At 72.1% G+C, this 15,131-nt stretch carries 14 protein-coding genes and 2 rRNA genes; 8 read left to right on the top strand and 8 right to left on the bottom strand.

The window, feature by feature from the left end:
• Both GA0070560_RS26955 and rrf read left to right on the top strand, forming a co-directional pair.
• Positions 1 to 92: ribosomal RNA gene (locus tag GA0070560_RS26955) — 23S ribosomal RNA — on the top strand; the annotation flags it as partial.
• A gap of 83 nt (positions 93 to 175) precedes the next feature.
• A 5S ribosomal RNA gene (gene rrf / locus GA0070560_RS26950) occupies positions 176 to 292 on the top strand.
• 302 nt (positions 293 to 594) lie between these two features.
• On the opposite strand, the gene GA0070560_RS26945 is transcribed toward rrf, so the two are convergent.
• Entirely contained in the window at positions 595 to 1,467 is an 873-nt protein-coding gene (locus tag GA0070560_RS26945) for an anti-sigma-D factor RsdA (protein WP_091302806.1), read from the bottom strand.
• Positions 1,464 to 2,042 carry an RNA polymerase sigma factor ShbA gene (gene shbA / locus GA0070560_RS26940; protein ID WP_091302804.1) on the bottom strand — a complete coding sequence of 193 codons (579 nt, stop codon included), beginning with the start codon at positions 2,040 to 2,042 and terminating at the stop codon, positions 1,464 to 1,466. The genes GA0070560_RS26945 and shbA overlap by 4 nt, the downstream gene beginning before the upstream one ends.
• Positions 2,043 to 2,265: 223 nt before the next feature.
• Between shbA and GA0070560_RS26935 the strand changes: the two genes are divergently transcribed.
• Positions 2,266 to 2,898 carry a response regulator transcription factor gene (locus GA0070560_RS26935; RefSeq protein WP_170839600.1) on the top strand — a complete coding sequence of 211 codons (633 nt, stop codon included), beginning with the start codon at positions 2,266 to 2,268 and terminating at the stop codon, positions 2,896 to 2,898.
• 114 nt (positions 2,899 to 3,012) lie between these two features.
• Positions 3,013 to 3,639 carry a response regulator transcription factor gene (locus tag GA0070560_RS26930; protein WP_091302799.1) on the top strand — a complete coding sequence of 209 codons (627 nt, stop codon included), beginning with the start codon at positions 3,013 to 3,015 and terminating at the stop codon, positions 3,637 to 3,639.
• Here the strand turns inward: GA0070560_RS26930 and GA0070560_RS29865 are convergent.
• The 5 genes from GA0070560_RS29865 to lanKC form a co-directional block, all read right to left on the bottom strand.
• Positions 3,569 to 5,356, bottom strand: coding sequence for an ATP-binding cassette domain-containing protein (locus GA0070560_RS29865; RefSeq protein WP_091302797.1), 1,788 nt, complete (start codon positions 5,354 to 5,356; stop codon positions 3,569 to 3,571). The two genes, GA0070560_RS26930 and GA0070560_RS29865, sit on opposite strands and share 71 nt — an antisense overlap.
• Complete coding sequence (locus tag GA0070560_RS26920; protein WP_091302795.1) at positions 5,353 to 7,020, bottom strand: ABC transporter ATP-binding protein; 1,668 nt, start codon at positions 7,018 to 7,020, stop codon at positions 5,353 to 5,355. Before GA0070560_RS26920 ends, GA0070560_RS29865 begins: the two co-directional genes overlap by 4 nt.
• Positions 7,021 to 7,087: 67 nt before the next feature.
• On the bottom strand, positions 7,088 to 7,207 hold the full coding sequence (locus GA0070560_RS26915; protein ID WP_091302793.1) for a SapB/AmfS family lanthipeptide: 120 nt from the start codon (positions 7,205 to 7,207) through the stop codon (positions 7,088 to 7,090).
• A 69-nt stretch (positions 7,208 to 7,276) separates the two neighbouring features.
• Positions 7,277 to 7,396 (bottom strand): SapB/AmfS family lanthipeptide, encoded by a 120-nt coding sequence (locus GA0070560_RS26910; protein WP_091302791.1) that lies wholly within the window; start codon positions 7,394 to 7,396, stop codon positions 7,277 to 7,279.
• A gap of 72 nt (positions 7,397 to 7,468) precedes the next feature.
• Positions 7,469 to 10,036 carry a class III lanthionine synthetase LanKC gene (gene lanKC, locus GA0070560_RS26905; protein ID WP_091302789.1) on the bottom strand — a complete coding sequence of 856 codons (2,568 nt, stop codon included), beginning with the start codon at positions 10,034 to 10,036 and terminating at the stop codon, positions 7,469 to 7,471.
• Between the two features lie 517 nt (positions 10,037 to 10,553).
• On the opposite strand from lanKC, the gene GA0070560_RS26900 reads away from it, so the two are divergent.
• From GA0070560_RS26900 to GA0070560_RS26890, 3 genes are all read left to right on the top strand, one after another.
• The gene (locus tag GA0070560_RS26900) at positions 10,554 to 11,882 is read left to right on the top strand and encodes a hemolysin family protein (protein WP_425412721.1); all 1,329 of its coding nucleotides are present in this window, start codon (positions 10,554 to 10,556) and stop codon (positions 11,880 to 11,882) included.
• A gap of 243 nt (positions 11,883 to 12,125) precedes the next feature.
• Positions 12,126 to 13,163, top strand: coding sequence for a sporulation protein (locus tag GA0070560_RS26895; RefSeq protein ID WP_091302813.1), 1,038 nt, complete (start codon positions 12,126 to 12,128; stop codon positions 13,161 to 13,163).
• 99 nt (positions 13,164 to 13,262) lie between these two features.
• Positions 13,263 to 13,484 carry a hypothetical protein gene (locus tag GA0070560_RS26890; protein ID WP_091302787.1) on the top strand — a complete coding sequence of 74 codons (222 nt, stop codon included), beginning with the start codon at positions 13,263 to 13,265 and terminating at the stop codon, positions 13,482 to 13,484.
• Positions 13,485 to 13,568: 84 nt separating this feature from the next.
• Here GA0070560_RS26890 and GA0070560_RS26885 read toward each other — a convergent pair whose 3' ends face one another.
• Positions 13,569 to 14,606: a sodium:calcium antiporter gene (locus tag GA0070560_RS26885; protein WP_091302784.1), complete on the bottom strand. Its 1,038-nt coding sequence runs from the start codon at positions 14,604 to 14,606 to the stop codon at positions 13,569 to 13,571.
• A 174-nt stretch (positions 14,607 to 14,780) separates the two neighbouring features.
• Between GA0070560_RS26885 and GA0070560_RS26880 the strand changes: the two genes are divergently transcribed.
• Positions 14,781 to 15,053 carry a GlsB/YeaQ/YmgE family stress response membrane protein gene (locus GA0070560_RS26880; protein WP_091302782.1) on the top strand — a complete coding sequence of 91 codons (273 nt, stop codon included), beginning with the start codon at positions 14,781 to 14,783 and terminating at the stop codon, positions 15,051 to 15,053.
• Positions 15,054 to 15,131 lie beyond the last annotated feature (78 nt).

The following is a 15,131-nucleotide window of genomic DNA, read 5'->3' as shown; positions in this document are numbered from 1 at the left end:
CCCCCAGCTAGACGACTGGGTTGATAGGCCGGAAATGTAAGCCCGGTAACGGGTTCAGTTGACCGGTACTAATAGGCCGAGGACTTGACTACCAAGCTGCTACGCGTCCACTGTGCAACTCCCGACAAACGAACAACACACCATGTGGTGGTGTTGTTTGATATGTCGATAGAGTTACGGCGGTCATGGCGGAGGGGAAACGCCCGGTCACATTCCGAACCCGGAAGCTAAGCCCTCCAGCGCCGATGGTACTGCACTCGGGAGGGTGTGGGAGAGTAGGACACCGCCGGACATCTTTTCAGTCAGGGTCACCCCTTCGAAGGGGTGACCCTGACTGCATTTCCAGGTCCGTTTCCCGTAGTGGTCAGGGCCACTCTCGATTGCCCTGACCGAGCGCCGCCAGCTTGAACGCTGATGCCCGTCGCCGCCTCGGCCCGGCCCGCCCCTTGGCATCGACTCGTGAGACCGGGGGACCCGAGGCCGGCGGAAAGACGATCGGCAGGCCATGCACGGTGGGCAACCGTCGGGGGTGGTCGCCTCATTTCACGAGGCGTCCGGGCGACCTAGCGGATGTCTTGCGGCGGCGTGTGTCGGTCAGCCGAGCAGGTCCACACTGGGCAGCGGCAGCCCGGGCAGCGATGGCAGCACCGACGGGCCGGGCACCGTCGGCAGGGGCAGCCCGGGCAACGTCGGTAGGAGACTGCTGTCCGAGGTCGGCGGTGGCGGTGGCGACGGTGCTGCCGGTGGCTCTGCAGTGGTGGTACGGGGCGTCGGGGTACCGGTGCTGCCAGGGCCACTGAGCGAGGGTGTCGCGGGCGCGGACGGCGGTGGTGAGGTCGCACACTGCGGCCACGTCGGGCACATCGGGACGGACAGGTCGCGCTGTACGGCGTCGATCTCGGCCCGTAGCCGGTCGGCCTCGACGGGATCGCTGACCCGGGCCAGGTCCCGGCGAGCCCGGTCGATCAACTGCCCGGCCTCGTCGAACCGTCCCGCCGCGATCGCCTCCCGGGCGCGGCCGACGGTGTGCTCGATGACGCGCGCCTGCGCCCGCTCCGGGTGGAGGACCTTGGTCAGTGACCACAGCGGACTGGAGAGCCCGGAGTCGCGGCTGCCGACCCCGAGCCCTGTCGCCAGCATCAGGGCGGCGACCGCGGCGGCGGCCAGCCGCAGGGCACGCCGCCGCGGCGGTCGCTGTCGGACCGGTGCCGCCGCCGGAAGGACGTCCGGGACCGGTGCCGCCGCCGTCCGGGCGTCGGCGCCGCTCTGGTCGACCGGACGGTGGACGCCCGGCGTGCCCGTGCCGTCCTCGGCGTTGAGGTCGTCCCGCCAGGCGGCCAGCATCGCGCTGACGTCGTCACCGTCGGGTTGGTCCCCGCCCCGTCCGAGCGCGTCGAGCAGCAGATCGTCGTGGGTGACGGTGGCGAGGTCCAGCTCCTCGCCGTCGCCCCGCCGGCGCTCGCTCATGCCGTCACCTCATCCAGTCCGCTGCCGGCGAGGGTACGGAGCCGGGCGAGGGCGCGGGACTGGGCCACCCGTACGGCCGCGGCCGACATCCCGAGGATCGTGCCGACCTCCTCGGCGGTGAGACCGACCGCCACCCGCAGGGTGATGATCTCCCGTTGGACGTCGGGGAGGCGGTGCAGCAGCGCCGCGAGCCGCCGGGCGAGGTCCGTCGCGACGGCCTGCTGCTCGGGCCCGGGCGCGCCGTCCGGGCGTTCCAGCGGGGTGTCGGTGACGTCGACGGCGGAGTCGCGTACAGCCGCCCGCTGGGCGTCGGCGACCTTGTTCGCCGCGACTGCGAAGACGAACGCGGTGAACGGCCTGCCCTGCTCGCGGTAGCGGGGGAGGGCCTTCAGCACCGCCAGGCAGACCTCCTGGGCGACGTCGTCGGCGGTGGTGTAGGCGCCGCCCACGCGTCCCAACCGGGCCCGGCAGTAGCGCACGAGCCGTGGCCGCACGTCGGTGAGCAGGGTGGCCATCGCCGCCCGGTCGCCGTCGACGGCCCGACGGACGAGCTCTGGCTCGATCGCTGTGGTCATGGGGATCTGAGGCACCTTTGTCACCGACAGGTCAACGGCACGTTATCGATACGCCAGCGACTTTCCACCGGCACCCCCCTCAGCGGTCGTCCGACACGGGAAGAAGTGTGTTGCGTTCCGCCGGGCTCGCGCGATGTCACAGGTGGCGGCGAGGGGGAGGGGCTGCATGAGCTCAGGGCATCGTGACGGTGTGGACGACGTACGGGATGATCCGGGGTCCGTCGTGGACGGACGCACGGGCGTCGCCGACGCGGCGGTCCGGGTCGGGCTGGTCGCGGAGCCGGGCCTGCTGCGGACGCTGGTGGTCGCGGTCCTCGCTGCCACGCCCGGTTTCGAGACGGTGGGGCAGTGCGACCCGGACCAGGACGCCGTAACGGCGGTCGCCGCTGGGCGGCCGGACCTGGTTCTGGTGGACCTGGACGCGGTGGAGGATCTGACTGTCCTGACCGGACGCCTGCACGCGCGGCTGCCCGACTGCGCCGTGGTGGGGCTGACCGGCCGGCGTACCGCGCGGATGCTGCGCCGGGCGTTGCGAGGGCGGGTGCGGGGAGTCATCGGCAAGGACGTGCCGCCGGAGGAGTTTGTCGGTCAGTTGCGGGCCATCGCCGACGGGCAACGGATGATCGACCCGCAGGCTGCGCTGGCCGCTCTCGACGCGGCGGTGAACCCGTTGACGGAGCGGGAGCGGGAGGTGGCCGTCGCGGCGGCGCGAGGGCTGCCGGACCGGCAGATCGCCGCCCAGCTGCACCTGGCACCCGGGACGGTGCGGAACCATGTCTCGGCTCTGCTGCGCAAGACCGGTGGGCGTAACCGGTGGGAGGCGGTCCAGCGTGCCCAGGATGCGGGCTGGATCTGACGAAATGTTGACCATGGGTACCGGGTGGGGAGTCCTTTCAATAGGATTCTTGACCGTGCGTCATCAGCTGCGCACGGCACGTCAGGCAACGGGGGTTGTTGACGGGGAGTCGGTATGGTCCGCACGTTGCTCGCACTCAAGGGCGGGCTGGTCCGGGGTGCGCTCGCGCACCTGTTGGCGGCCGAGGACGACATCAAGGTCGTCGGGGAGGCGGAGACGCCGCACGAGTTCCGGGCCGTCCTGCGGGCCGAGCGTCCCGACGTCGCCGTCGTCGACGTCGACACGCTGACCCTCGAGCACCTCACCGAGCTGGTGTCCACCGACCCCACCGGTTTCGTCCGGGCCGATCCGGCCACCCGGCTGCTGGTCCTGATCGAGCAGCGGCGGACCGCCCGCCTGGCACCGGTGCTCGCCGAACACGGCCGGCGGTTCGGTTTCCTGAGCCATGATGTGCCGCCCGGGCGCATCGCCGAGGCCGTGCGTCAGCTCGCTGCGGGCGAGCTGGTCCTCGATCCGGAGCTGGTCGTCGCGGCACTGGAGGTCAGCGACAGCCCGTTGACGCCGCGCGAGCGGGACGTGCTCGACGTGGCGGCCGAGGGTCATCCGGTGCGGGAGATCGCGGCGAAGCTGGCCCTGTCCGCCGGCACGGTGCGCAACCACCTGTCCCGGATCATGGCGAAGACGGGTGCGCGTACCCGGCTGGAAGCGGTGCGGATCGCCCGCGAGGCGGGCTGGATCTGACCTCGTCCGTGCCCGCCGTCCCGTAGCCGACGAGTTCCCGGTACGCCGCCGAGCGGTCGAGCAGGCCCTGATGGCTGTCGACGAGCGCGGTGCGGCCGTCGAGCAGCAGGACGCGGCGGGCGCGCAGCGCGGAGCTGAGCCGGTGCGCGATGACCACCAGCGTCCCGGGGCGTTCGGCGAAGGCCGTCTCCAGCCGGGCCTCGGTCGCCGGGTCCAGGTGGCAGGTCGCCTCGTCGAGGATCGTCAGCGGCGCGGGGGACAGCCAGGCCCGCAGCAGCGCCAGTTGCTGCCGTTCCCCGGCGGACAGGCCTGCCGGGCGCAGTGTCGCGTCGTAGCCGCCGAGCCGGGCCAGCAGTCCGGTGAGGCCGAGGCGGGCCGCCGCCCGGGCGAGCGCCGCGTCGGGCAGGTCCGGGTGCAGGTAGGTGAGGTTGTCCCGGAGCGTGCCGGTGAAGACGTACGCCTCCTGGGGGATCAGGACGCGTCGGTCGGCCAGCTTGGACGGGGTCGCGTCGGCCACCGGCATCCCGTCGAGGTGGATTGTGCCGGCCTGCGGGTGCAGCACCCCGGCGATCAGACCGGCGAGGGTGGACTTGCCGATCCCGCTCGCGCCCACGATCACCAAATGGTCTCCGGCCGGCACATCGAGGTCGAGCCGGTCGAGCACCGGGTCGGCGTGCGGGCCGTAGCGGAAGGTCACGCCGCGCAGGGACAGCGCCGGTGCCGGCGTGCGGGGTGTCACCGGGGCGATGGCCGGTGTGCCGGCGGTCGCCGGGGTGGGTGTGCCGGTGCGCAGCAGCCGGTCGAGGGTGACGGCGAAGCGGAGCCCGCCGGCGGCGACCCCCTGGACCAGGGCGTGCAGGGCGGGCTGCACGCCGCGTACGACGTAGACCAGGGCGCCGAGCACCGCGCCCGGCCCGAGTCCCTGCCGGACCAGCCACGGGGTGGCCAGCAGTACCACCGGCACCGGCAGCCATCCGCCGACGGCCAGCGTCAGCCCCCGGGTGACGGCCATCGTGGCCAGGCGTCGCTCCACCCGGGCCTGGGCGTCGACGTACCCGCCGACCCAGCCGGTGACCCGGTCCCGCGCGCCGCTGACGGTGACGTCGCGGTGCCCGGTGACCGCGGCGACGGCGACCCGGCCCAGGTCCTCGTCGGCGAGCACGTACTCGCGTTGCCGGGCGACCATCGCCGGCAGGGCCGCCGCGAACAGTCCCAGACCGGCCAGCACCGGCACCGTCACCAGCAGGGCGACCGGCGCGGCCAGCGAGAACAGGCCGACGAGGGCGGCGCCGGCGGCGAACAGGAATCCGCGCACCACCATCAGCAGGCCGGCGTAGGTGTCGCGGACCATCTCGACCTGGTGGGTCAGCCGGGCCACCGCCGCGTCGTCGTCACGCCCGCCGGTCGCGCCGGCCAGAGCGCCGGCGACCACGCGGCGCAGCAGGTCGTCGCGGAACGGTTCGACCACGTCGCCGAGCAGGGCGTACGCTCGGTTGGTGCCGACCGCGCCGACGAGCACGGCGACGGCGAGCAGGCCCAGCCAGAGCAGCCCGGTCGCCGGGCGGCCGGCGAGGAATCCGTCGTCGACGGCCCGCGCGGTGAGCAGCCCGGCCAGCATCCCCGGCAGCGCCTCGGCCAGCGACCAGCCGGCGAGCCGCCACAACTCGGCGCGGCGGTCCCGCAGCGCGGCCCGGGTCACCTCGCCGACCGTGCTCACGAGCGGAACACCGCCCGGTAGGCGGGATCGTCCCACAGCACCCGGTGCGGGGCGACCGCACGCACGCGTCCGCCGTGCACCCAGGCCACCAGGTCCGCCCGCGCGGCCATGCCGATGCGGTGGCTGACCACGATGCGGGTACGCCGGTCCTGCGGCGCGGTCAGCGTCCGGGTCACCCGGTACTCGGTGGCGGTGTCCAGGCTGGAGGTGGCGTCGTCGAGGATCAGCAGTCGGTCGGCGCGTAACGCGCGGGCCAGTCCGAGGCGTTGGCGTTCCCCGCCGGACATGGCGACGTCGGCCAGCGGGGTGCGGTAGCGCTGCGGCAGCCGGTCGACGAAGTCGTCGATGGCCGCGGCGGTGGTCATCGGTACGGGGTCCGCCCCGCAGCCGACGGCTTCGCCGACCGTGTCGCCGACCAGCACCGGCCGTTCGAAGCCGTAGCCGACTGCCGCGTGCAGCGCCGCCGCGGTCAGCTCGGGCAGCGGCACGCCGTCGAGGCGTACCTGGCCGGAGTCCGGGTCGCGTAGCCGTCCGGCGACGGCGGCGAGCAGGGACTTGCCCGCGCCGGACGGGCCGACGACGACGAGCAGCGTCCCGCCGGGGAGCCGCAGGTCGACCCGGTCGAGCAGGGCCTGTCCGTCGTCGCCGCGTACCGTGACGCCACGCAGCTCCAGCTCGCCGGGCCCGGGGGGCAGGGTCCGGGCGCCGTGGTGGCGGACCGGTTCGCCGAGCACGTCGGCGGCGCGCCGGCAGCCGGCCCTTACCCGGACCGCCTTGTTGAGGGTGCTGACCACGGTGCCCAGGCCGGCGCCGAGCGCCGCGTACTGCAGGGCGGCCAGCAGTTCGCCCGGGGTGAGCCGGCCGGCGGCCAGCGACAGCCCGCCGACCGCGACGACCGCCAGTTGCAGCAGCGGGTTGAGCACCGCCCCGCGGGTCGCCGCCCCGGCCAGCACGGTCCAGGTCCGCGCACCGTACGCCCGCAGTGCCGCGACGGGCGCGAGCACCCGTTCGACCTCCCGGTCGGCGGTGCCGGCGGCGGCGATGGTGCGCGCCCCGGCCAGGGTTTCCACCATCCGGCCGGCGAGGTCCCCCTGGGCCTGCTGGTAGCCGGCGACGGCGGCGGAGGCGTCGGCGACGAAGCTGCGCAGCAGCACGCCCAGCAGCAGCAGCCCCACGACGAAGGTGAGGCCGAGCCACGGGTCGATCAGGGTCAGGGCCACCAGGCTGCCCAGTGGCGGCAGCAGCACGGTGCCGGCCAGGACGACGGTCGGGGCGGCCTGACCGGCGTCGGCGACCTGTCCGGCCAGCCGGCCCACCAGGTCACCGACCGGGCGGCGGGCCGCGGTGCGGGGGTCGAGGGCGAAGACGTGCCGGGTCAGCGTGTGCCGTAGGGCGGCGACGGATCGGGCGGTGGCGGTGCCGGTGCCGTAGTCGCGGACCGCTCCGGTGGCGACCACCACGGCGATCAGCCCGACGACCGCGACGAGCCACTGCCTCGACGAGTTGCCGGGGGCGGCGCCGACGGCGGCGTCGACGGCGCGGCCCAGGGCTGCGGGCAGCGCCAGTTCAGCCGCCACGCCGGTTACGGTCACCACGGCGAGCACCGGGGTCCACCAGCCGGCGGACCCGACGGCACGCAGCAGGAGCCGGTCGGCGGGGCCCATCGCACCTCTCTCACGTCGCGCGGCCCCGGACCGGTGTGAACCGGCCCGGGGCCAGGCGAACTGATCGTCAGTGGCAGGTGGTGACGCTCAGCGAGCTGTCGCCGCAGAGCAGCAGGCTGGCCTGGCTGCCACCGCCGGTACGCTCGGCGGCCGGCAGTTCCATCCCCTGGAGGTCGAGCAGAGCCATGTCGGTTCCTCTTTCTCTGTCGATGGTGCGGATCGGTCGGTCAGGGTCGTCGGGTCGACGACCCGGGTGTCACTTGCAGGTGGTGACGCTCAGCGAGCTGTCGCCGCAGAGCAGCAGGCTGGCCTGGCTGCCACCGCCGGTACGCTCGGCGGCCGGCAGCTGCATCCCCTGGAGGTCGAGCAGAGCCATGTCGTTGCACCTCCTTCCACATGAGTCGGGTCGGTCGGCCCCGGGGTGACCCCCGGGGAGCTGGTGGGCCGGTCAGCCGGCCGTGGTGCCGGCGCCGGCGGTGAGCGGTGGCGTGAGGAACGGCAGCCGGGCCGAATGCCCGGGGTGGGTCGCCGCCAGAGCGGTCAGCACGCCGGCGGTGCCGGTGGCGAGGTCCATGGACAGCCGTAGCAACTGGTCGCCGGGGAAGGCGGTGAGGCCCCGGTACGGCAGGGCGTGCCAGCTCAGCAGCCGGGCCTGCTCCCGCGCGGCGTCGTGCTCGCCCCGTCCGGCCAGGTAGGTCACGATTCCCGCCCGGCCGGCGAAGAGGCCGGGCTGGGCGTAGAACGGGAAGTCGGCGCAGCGGCGGATCTGCGTGGCCCGGGTGTGCAGTTCGTCGTCGGGACGGTGGCGCAGGTACTGGTCGAGCACCAGTCCGATGCCGATGCTGCCCTCGGCGAGGTACGGCATGGTGCGCCAGCCCTCGTTGACCTCCAGGTGCCCGGCCTCGCGCAGCACGCACCGGCGCAGGTCCTGCCGTAGCGCGGTCTCGGCGTGGTCGAGCAGGACCGGGTCGCGGGCGTGGTCGTACGTGCGCAGCAGCATCAGCGCCACTCCGGCGCCGCCGCGCATCAGCCCCGCGTACGGGTGGCGTCCGCCGCTGACCTCGGCGACCGAGTCGACGTCGCCGAGCCGGCCGACGACCAGGTCGACCGCCTGTCGGGCGGCGTCGGCGTACCGTCGTTCGCCGGTGAGGTCGGCGAAGTGGGCCAGGTTGAGCGCGATCCCGGGTAGGCCGCCGGTGAGGTCGTTGCCGAGTTCCGTCCACGGCTGGTCCAGGCAGAGGTCGACCAGCCGCAGCGCCTCGTCGCGGTGTCCGAGTTGGTCCAGCACGTACGCGATGCCGTGCAGTCCGTCGTAGAGGCCGAGTCGGCTGCCGGAGACCGGTTCGCGTACCCGGTCGATGAGCCACCGGGTGTGGTCGGGGTCGGTGGGGGCTCCGGCGGCGTGCAGCGCCCAGAGCACCCCGGCCGTGCCGTGGGCGAGGCCGAGCCCGCCGTCGTTGCCCTTGAACTGGCGGATGTCGCCGGGGAAGAGCCGGTCCTCGCGGTGGGGGGTGGCGCTGGCGGCGATCGCGGCGGCGAGCCGGTCCCGCAGCGCCGGCCAGTCGTCCGGGTCGATCCGGACGAGGTCACCGACGGGTGCCTCGGTACGGCGGTGCGTCGGCCGGCCGACGATCTCGGCGACGGTGTCGTCGAGCAGGTCGCGGGGGACGGGGAAGTGCTCGGCCACCACCTCGGCCAGGTGCGCGGCCTTGTCCGGGGCCAGCCGCAGCATCGCGGTCAGCGGCAGGAACAGGGCGAGTCGCAGGCACGCCAGGGCGTACCGGTCGACGTCGACGCCGGTGCGGTCGCGTGGCGCGGCGAAGGCCTGGTTGCGCAGTGCCGGCCGGGACGCCTCCTCGACGGGCGCGGCGACCTCGAAGTCGATCAGGGTGACCGTGCCGTCCTCGCCGACCATGATGTTGAACATGTGCAGGTCGCCGTAGACGATGCCGTGGGCGTGGATGGCGTCCACCGCCTCGGCCACCTGCCGGTGCACGTCCAGCGCCCACCGGGTGTACTCGGCGCGGTCGGCGTCGAGGTGCACCAGCGGGTAGCGGTCCACCACCAGCTGGTTGAGCGGGCGTCCCTCGACGAACTCCAGGGCGAGGAACTCGTGCCCGCCGAAGTGGAACTCGTCGTGCACCCGGACCAGGTGTGGCACGTCGGCGAGCCGCCGCAGCGTCTGCGCCTCGCGGCGCAGCCGGGTCACCGCGTCCGCGCCGGTGGCGTCCAGTCCGGCGTACGGGCGGGCCTCCTTGAGCACCACCCGCTGCCCGGTGCGGGTGTCGCGGGCCTCGTACAGGCCGCCGCCGTTGGAGAAGTGGATCACCTTCTCGATCCGGTACGGCAGTTCGGTGGTGCTCGCGGCGTTGCGGGCGGCCAGGTGCGGGGCGAGGAAGTCGGGCAGCGTGACCCACTCGGGCACGTGGAAGACCGGGTCCCGGCGGTCGGGCACCAGGGTGCCGGTCGGGTCCTCGATCGCCGGCACGACCTGGCCGTCGTCGGAGACGCAGTAGCGGGCGGCGAAGCCGCCGTAGCGCAGGTAGACCGGGCCGTCGCCGTAGCGCAGGTCGCTGAGGACGTAGGGCCCCTGCTCGCCGTCGAGCAGCGCCGCCAGCTCCTTGGCGGTCAGCTCCAGTTCGGCGTCGTCGCGGGGGTAGACGGTGATGAACTTGCCGCTGCCGCCCCGGCGGGCGTACTTGCTGTTGCGCATGAGCAGCATCCGGGGACCGCGCAGGTGCTTGAACGGGATGCCGCGCGGCTGGCAGTAGTCCATCACCCGACCCAGCACCCGCTCGGCGTTCTCCAGCCGGGCCGAGACGTGGATCTTCCAGCCCTGGTGGGGGAGTGCGCCGTCGACCGGGCCGTGGATCAGCCAGTCGTCCTTGACCTCGCACTCCCAGCCGTCCGGGAGCGGGCGGTCCGCCGCGTAGCCGGCGGCTTCGGTGCTCGCGCTGGCCAACGAGTCGTAGAAGAGCGGATCGACCGCACAGTACGAGTCGTACCGTTCATCCATGTCGCCTGCCTCCACCGCCTGATCGGATGAGGTCAATCCTGCTGACGGACACGGGCTGTGCACAGTGTGATCAGTCATGGACTGGCGGTGAGAATCGCACGCCGAAGTCGTGACAACGGCGGAGTTTGAACTCGCGAATACCACTTGACCAGTCAAGACGGTTCGATTTCGGAGCGTGACCGGTCTGCACGGTGGACGCGACGGTGCCCCCGGCTTCAGCCGGCGGGTTGCCACGCGGACCTGCCCGCGCAGGGCCGGCGTCGCACGTAGCCGTCGGCCGTCGACCGCGCACCCGCGGGAGCATCCGGCAGTCGGCATCGTGTGCTGCCGGCCGCCGTGCCGCGCCGACGTCGACTCACCCCAGGCGGCGCGTTCGGTGCGGGTGGTCCGGCCGGATGCGGCGGTCCACGGTGAGGGCTCCCGCGACCAGGGACACGGTGACAAACCGCCCCTGGTCCGGGTGTCGCTACGGTTGCCGGTGGCGGAGGCTTCGGGACGAGGAGGCGTCGGACAGGTCGTGGGTGGCTATGGCGTGCAGGTCGCGTTGGTGTTCATGTTGGTGTTGGTGAACGCGGTGTTCGCGGGCAGTGAGATGGCGCTGGTGCAGTTGCGGGAGAGTCAGCTGCAGCGGTTGGAGCGCACTTCTCGCGGTGGCCGGGTCCTGGCAAGGCTGGCGCGGGATCCGAACCGTTTCCTGGCCACGATCCAGATCGGCATCACCTTGGCCGGGTTTCTCGCTTCCGCGGCGGCTGCGGTGTCCCTTGCCGCACCCCTTGTCGCACCGCTGGCCTTTCTCGGGTCGGCGGCGGAGCCGGTGGCGATCGTGCTGGTCACGATCGTGTTGACCTTCATCACGCTGGTGTTGGGTGAGTTGGCGCCGAAGCGGATCGCGATGCAGCGCGCGGAGGGGTGGGCGTTGCTGGTGGCCCGTCCCCTGGACGCGTTGTCGACGTTCTCCCGGCCGGCGGTGTGGCTGCTGGGCAAGGCCACCGATGTGGTGGTGCGGCTGAGCGGGGGTGATCCCCGGGCCCGGCGGGAGGAGGTGGGCACCGAGGAACTGCGGGACATGGTGGCCGCGCAGCGCAACCTCACGCCGGAACATCGGATGATCATCAGTGGGGCGTTCGAGGTGGCCGAGCGGACCCTGCGGGAGATCCTCGTACCGCGCCGGGAGGTCGTCACCCTTTCGTCGTCGCTGTCCGCGGCGCAGGCGCTGCGGAAGCTGGGTGGGTCGGGGCAGACCCGCGCTCCGGTCGTCGGGCGTGGTGGTCTGGACGACACCGTCGGTGTGGTGCACATGCGGGATCTGCTCGACCGCGACGGGCCGGTGGCCGATCACGCCAGTCCGGCGATGTTCCTGCCCGAGACGCTCAGGGTCACCGAGGCGATCCGGGAGATGCGCCTGCAACGCCAGCAGTTCGCTCTCGTCGTCGACGAGCGGGGCTCCATCGACGGGATCGTGACGATGGAGGACCTGGTCGAGGAGATCGTCGGGGAGATTTACGACGAGACCGACCGGGACGTGCAGGCGGTTGTCCGGTCCTCCGACGGCACGCTGGTGCTGCCCGGCGGATTCCCCCTGCACGACCTGCCGGACGTCGGTGTGGACATCGACGACCCGGATGTGGGGGACTACACGACCGTCGCCGGCCTCGTCCTGGCCCACCTCGGGCGTATCCCGACGGCGCCTGGGGAGACCGTGCGGCTGCCGGGGTTCACCGCGCAGGTCCTGGAGGTGACCGGTCGGGCGATCACCAAGGTCCGGCTGTGTCCGATCGCCCCCGCATCCGGTCGCGATGCGGCCGGCGGCGCGGCGGACGACGCCGACCGGCCGGAGGCGTCCTGACCACTGCCGGGTGTGGTCGCGCGGTGTGGGGGAACGTCGTATGAACGGCACGTCAACACACGTGGCTACCGGACAGTAGCCGAGCGGTTCCTCCCAGATACCTTCCAGGTTGCGGTGTTAGCTTCCACGGCGCTCGGGATCCATCGTGGACGTCGGCGATCCCGTTGCGGCACAACGGTTTGGCGTGGAAATTTCCCGCTGCCCGGTGTGCGTCGCGTCCGCCTGCCGTCGAGGGAGATGTTCGTGGTGTTCAAGAAGATGCTGGGTGCCTTCGGAGTGGGAGCTCCCAGCGTCGACACAGTCCTGTCCAACCCCAACACCCGGCCTGGGCTGCTGCTGGGCGGGCAGGTGAACCTCACCGGCGGCAGCCACGACGTGGAGATCGACCACATCACCGTCGGTCTGGTGACCCGAGTCGAGGTTGACGGCGCGGAGGAGGGGTACGACGCGATCGTCGAGTTCCACCGTGTCCAGGTCGCGGGCGGCCTGCACCTGCGGGAAGGGCAGCAACTGGCCCTGCCCTTCCAGGTGCCGGTGCCGTGGGAGACTCCGGTGACCGACCTGTACGGGCAGCACCTGCACGGTATGACCATGGGCCTGCGGACGGAGGTCGCCATCCGGGGCGCGGTGGACAAGGGTGACCTCGATCCGGTCTTCGTGCATCCACTGCCGGTGCAGGAGCGCGTCCTGGATGCGTTCGGCCGGCTGGGCTTCCAGTTCAAGGGCGCGGACCTGGAGCGGGGTCACGTCTCCGGCGTGCACCAGATGCTGCCGTTCTATCAGGAGATCGAGTACTACGCCGCCCCGCAGTACGCCCACGGCATCAACGAGGTCGAGTTGACCTTCGTCGCCAACGAGCACGGCATGGACATCGTCCTCGAGTTCGACAAGCGCGGCGGCCTGTTCACCGGTGGTCACGACTCCTTGGGCCGCTACCACGCCGCCCACGCCGACGCCGACGGTGTCGACTGGGCCGCGCAGGTCGACACCTGGGTCCGTCAGGCCCTCGACCAGTACCAGAACCTGCACGTCGGTCATGGTCAGCCCGCCTACGGTGCACCCGCTGGATACTCACCGCCGCCTCCGCCCGGCTACGGCCACGCCGCGTACGGCCATGACGGGCACTACAAGGAGGAGCACCACCATGAGCGGCACGGGCCCGGCATGGGTGCCGTCGCCGCAGGGGTGGTCGGCGGCGCGGCACTCGGCTTCGCCGGCGGCATGGTCGCCGATGAGCTCTTCGACTCCTCGGATGAGGACGAGGAGGGCGACGAGGAGTAGCTCGTGCCAGCCGGTCCAGAGTGGACCACAATGGTCAGTTCAGGTAGTTTGAGTAGCATCCGTTCGGATTGTCCGATCGGGGATTCAGAAGGAGTGTGCATGCCCGTCACCGCCGACCTCACCAAGCTGGTCGACAAGGCCTACCAGGACAAGACCCTGACCGAGCTGGTCGACGCCCCGGTGTCCGCCCTTGCCGGGGTCAGCGACGGCGACGCGAAGCTGCTCAAGGAGGCCTTCGGCATCACGACCGTCGGCGACCTCGGCCGGAACCCGTACTTCCGCACCGCCAACGCCCTGATCGCCCTCACCGGCGCCAAGTAACTTCTCCACGCCGCGGACGCCCGGCAGCCATGGACGTTTTCCTGGCTGCCGGGCGTCGACCTGTCTCGTGTCACGAGGCGGGACTCAGGTGGCGAGGACGGCCACGATCGCGATGTAGCTGCCCAGCAGCAGGACGCCTTCGAAGCCGACCCGTCCCCAGCCGCGGGGCTGACGGATGAGCATGCCACCGAGCAGCACGGCGGTCATGAACAGACCGGAGGCGGTGACGAACAGTTCGTCGGTCTGGGCGGCATGGAACAGCGAACCGCCGCGCAAGGCCATGTCTCCGATGACGAGGTTGAGCGCGTCGAGGCAGTTGCCACCGATGATCGCGGCGACGGCGAGGGTGACGGCGCCTCGGCGCACCGCCGCGACAGCGGTGACCATCTCCGGCAGGGCGTTGACCAGACCCATGAGCACACCGCCGACGAAGCCGGCCTTGAGCCCCGTGGCCGCCACGATCCCCTCAGCGGCGGTGCCGATGGCCCAGCCACCGGTGCCGACGATCAGACCGACGGTGAGAAACCGGGTCCACAGGGTGGAGGTGGACTTCCGCTTCGAGACACCCCGCGGCTGCGGGACGTCTCGACGGGTCTCACGGGTCTCCACGGCGTCCCACATCGGCCTCGCGCCCGCGGTGCGGACCAACCTGATTCCGCCCAGGTAGCAGCCGATCATGACCAGGGACGCCGGATGGACGCCGGCAACGGTGACGTCTGGCGTGTAGGTCGCCAGCAGCGCCAACGCCAGCAGCGCGATCAGCAGGCAGCCGAACAGGATGTTCGACAGCGACGCCGAGGCGTGTTCGAGGTTGACCCGGCGGTAGAACATGTCGGCGACGGCCACTGCGGCGGTCTGTGCGGCGATACCGCCGACGGCGTTGCTGTAGGCCAACTGGGGCTGGTCGCTCGCCGCGGTCACGGCGGTCATGACGATGCCGGACAGTGAGGTGGCGAGCCCGAAGAAGACCGCCCCGAAGACCGCCTCACCCCAACCGGTCCGGTCGGCGAGAGTGTCACCGAGGCTGACCAGCCGGACGCTGCCCACCACCGTGAGCGCCCCCGCCGTGACGAACACCGCGATACTCCACGCCAGGGGCCACTGGGGGGTCAGGTCGGGCATGGCGTGCACCGTTACCCCCGCATCCTCACGGCTCAACCGGGAAGGGGTGGGCCGGTGCGCCAGTCCGTGTCAGTTGTATGACGATGTTCTCGGAAGCTGCCGGGACAGGTTTCGCCCCTCACCGGTCGAGGGCAGCAGCCACTCGACGATTATTTCTCTGGAGGGACGGCTCTCGTGGAAGTTACCGGCTTCTTCACCGCGATCATCATCGGTCTGATCATCGGCGCGCTGGGCCGGCTGGTCGTACCGGGCAAGCAGCACATCCCGATCTGGCTGACCCTGCTCATCGGTGTGGTCGCCGCGATCCTCGGCACGCTCGTCGCCGGAGCGCTCGGCGTCGACGACACCGCGGGCATCGACTGGATCGAACTGGCCATCCAGGTCGTCTTCGCCGCGATCGGCGTCGCCGTCGCCGCCGGCGCCTACGGCCGCCGTCGCGTCCACTGACCTGAGGCGCATACGCCGGCCCGCCTGAGCCCGGGGTGGGCCGGCGCGGTACGGTCCGGCGCCATGCGGGCCGGCAGC

It is taken from the genome of Micromonospora halophytica (assembly GCF_900090245.1).
Classification (GTDB): Bacteria; Actinomycetota; Actinomycetes; order Mycobacteriales; family Micromonosporaceae; genus Micromonospora; species Micromonospora halophytica.
The sequence above is the reverse complement of the archived record's forward strand: the minus strand, read 5'-3'. Positions and strand labels throughout refer to the sequence as shown.

What these genes read in the sequence shown, in the direction of transcription:
- GA0070560_RS26945 (WP_091302806.1), bottom strand. Translation starts at nt 1,467, where the DNA reads ATGAGCGAGCGCCGGCGGGGCGACGGCGAGGAGCTGGACCTCGCCACC.
- shbA (WP_091302804.1), bottom strand. Translation starts at nt 2,042, where the DNA reads ATGACCACAGCGATCGAGCCAGAGCTCGTCCGTCGGGCCGTCGACGGC.
- GA0070560_RS26930 (WP_091302799.1), top strand. Translation starts at nt 3,013, where the DNA reads ATGGTCCGCACGTTGCTCGCACTCAAGGGCGGGCTGGTCCGGGGTGCG.
- GA0070560_RS26920 (WP_091302795.1), bottom strand. Translation starts at nt 7,020, where the DNA reads ATGGGCCCCGCCGACCGGCTCCTGCTGCGTGCCGTCGGGTCCGCCGGC.
- GA0070560_RS26915 (WP_091302793.1), bottom strand. Translation starts at nt 7,207, where the DNA reads ATGGCTCTGCTCGACCTCCAGGGGATGGAACTGCCGGCCGCCGAGCGT.
- GA0070560_RS26910 (WP_091302791.1), bottom strand. Translation starts at nt 7,396, where the DNA reads ATGGCTCTGCTCGACCTCCAGGGGATGCAGCTGCCGGCCGCCGAGCGT.
- lanKC (WP_091302789.1), bottom strand. Translation starts at nt 10,036, where the DNA reads ATGGATGAACGGTACGACTCGTACTGTGCGGTCGATCCGCTCTTCTAC.
- GA0070560_RS26890 (WP_091302787.1), top strand. Translation starts at nt 13,263, where the DNA reads ATGCCCGTCACCGCCGACCTCACCAAGCTGGTCGACAAGGCCTACCAG.
- GA0070560_RS26885 (WP_091302784.1), bottom strand. Translation starts at nt 14,606, where the DNA reads ATGCCCGACCTGACCCCCCAGTGGCCCCTGGCGTGGAGTATCGCGGTG.